The sequence below is a fragment of the Desulfurellaceae bacterium genome (genome assembly GCA_021296095.1).
Lineage (GTDB): Bacteria > Desulfobacterota > Binatia > Bin18 > Bin18 > JAAXHF01.
The window spans coordinates 625-2,882 of sequence record JAGWBB010000071.1; the positions used below are offsets into that span (position 1 = coordinate 625).

At 60.8% G+C, this 2,258-nt stretch carries 1 protein-coding gene; it reads right to left on the minus strand.

Features of this window, described 5'->3' with window-relative positions:
* Positions 1 to 2,236: AAA family ATPase (locus tag J4F42_16005; protein MCE2487019.1), on the minus strand; the 2,236-nt coding region annotated here is incomplete at its 3' end.
* Between the last annotated feature and the right edge of the window lie 22 nt (positions 2,237 to 2,258).

The window sequence follows — 2,258 nt, forward strand, 5'->3', positions numbered from 1 at the left end:
GGTTCTCCAGTTCTTTCCGGATATCCTGAGCGACCTCATCCACTTCCCGCGCCACTCGAGGCTCAAGTCCGAGTTCCTGTTCCAAGGCTGTCGTGAGCGGCAGCAGCAGAGGTGCCGCCGGTGAATCCTGAATCAGCTCGTGTATACGCGTCGGCCCAAGCTCAATGCTAAACGCCATCAAGGCCACAAGAAGCTCTCTTGGCAGAGAGTCCAGTTCCGGGAGAAGAGCGAGGAGCGTCTCAATATCTTGCTCGCAGCCAGAGGGATCACCGTTCTCAAGAGTTGCCCTGGCCCGGATCAGGTGGCCGGCTGCTCGGCTCCCCAGTGATTCCGCGCTGCATTGTTCGAGGGCCAGACCAGCCGTCCTGATGGCTGTATCGTAGTTGCGGCATTCCAACTCGAAAGACGCTTTTCCAATGAGAGCGTACTCAATAAACCCTTGGTCTGGAGGGATTGCGTACTCACCTAATCGGCGCACCACCTCGTCAAAGGTATCCAAGGCTTCTTCAGGCCGCTCCAAATTCCCGAGAAGGTCCCCCTTGCGACAGAGGGCAAGAGCGACCGCTTCCCGAAACATCGGAACCTCGCTTGCCCCGTAGCGGCGTACCACTTCGTCACAAGCTGCCAAGGCATCCTCAGACCGCTCCAGTTCCCAAAGGAGGGCTCCCATACGGTGGAGGGCTCTGGCAACCACTTCCCGAAGCGCCGGCACCTCGCTTGTCCCATAACGGCGTACCACTTCGTCATAGGCTGCCAGGGCGTCCTCGGGCTGCTTCAGTTTATGAAACGTTTCTCCCCTTTCGATGAGTTCCCTACCTGTCATCTCTGCGGAGACGTCCGCGTTTCTATGGCGTCGGTCCACCGGATAGGGAGTCGGTTTTACGCCAGTCCACTCGGACTCCGCCCCTCCTGGGGGTATGAGGCCCTGGGCGCGGACCTCCGAAAGCAGGGTGTCACGATGCTCAGCCAGGGCTGGCAGGGCCAACAACTGCGCGAGGGCGGTCTGATGCAACGTCCGCATCTCCCCGTTGAAGTTGCCCGCTTCACGGGCCATCTCCACTCCGATATCTCTCAACTCGGGCGGCGCGTAGAACGCCTCCATGAAGCGGATGAGAGCCTCGACCAAGCGATCCGGCCCGCGGGGACGACGCAGCAAGTAATAGATGTTGTAGAGACGCTGGGTCAGGTAGTACTGCTTGCGGCGCGCCGTGCCTCCAGCCACTTCGACGATGCCCCGTTCCACGAGACGGGTGAGCTGGGCGCTGCACGGGCTTGGCTTGAGCCGAGACCGGTCGGCGATTTCTTTTGTGGTGGCCGGCTTCCATAGCTCGGCAAGCGCCAGATAGACCCGTCTTTCCTGTGCCGGGAGCAGTTCGATATGGCCTCTGAAGTATTCCGTGTGGTCATCGACCAAGTCGAGTAGATTGGCCATCAGGTTGCGAAAGGATCGGCCCACCCCGAAACGGGCCACAATCACCACCAGGCGGGGGTCGCCACCGGTCAGGATCTGCAACGACCGAATCGTCTCTGACCGAGCATCGTGACCGGACACCGTCTTCCACAGCACGGCGCACTCCTGCGTGTCGAGTGGCCGCAACAGCCGCACCCGGAACTGGTCGTACAAGGCTTGGTCCGGATTGTCGATCTGGTCGAAGCGGTTCGTTGCGCTTGCAAGCAGCACGATCCGCGGCTCGGTCTGGAGAACCTTGCGCAGCCGCCAGCCCGCGTCCTGGTCTACCATGTCCCCGAACATCATGTTCAGGTTCTCGACCATCAGCACGAGCCGCTTGCCCTCGCGGTCCGCAAAATCGAGCAGGGCTCCAAGACAGCGGTTCTCCAGCGTCTGGTCGTCGTCAATGGCGCGCAACTCATCATAGGTCCGATGCAGGTCAGGGCTGCCCTCCCGGTGTGGCGCCTGGACGGCAAGGCGGGACAGGCATTCCAGCCAGAACTCTCCCGCCGTGGACACCTCGTAGCTCTCCTCGGCGAAGACAATCGGGAAGAAGCTCGCAGACAAGGTATTATCACGACCTATCTCGGCCGCAACGCGTCGGAGCAGGCTTGTCTTCCCGCTGCCACGCGGACCGATCACAAGCTGATGCGGATTCGCGTTGCCGGTGTATTCGCGTAGCATCTCGACGAGCGAGGCGAATTCATTCGTCCGGACACAGAACGACGCGATTATCTCCTCATCGGACAGGAACCCTGGATTGTACTTCCTGGTGGGGGCGGCCATCGCAGCATTCTCCGTTCAGACT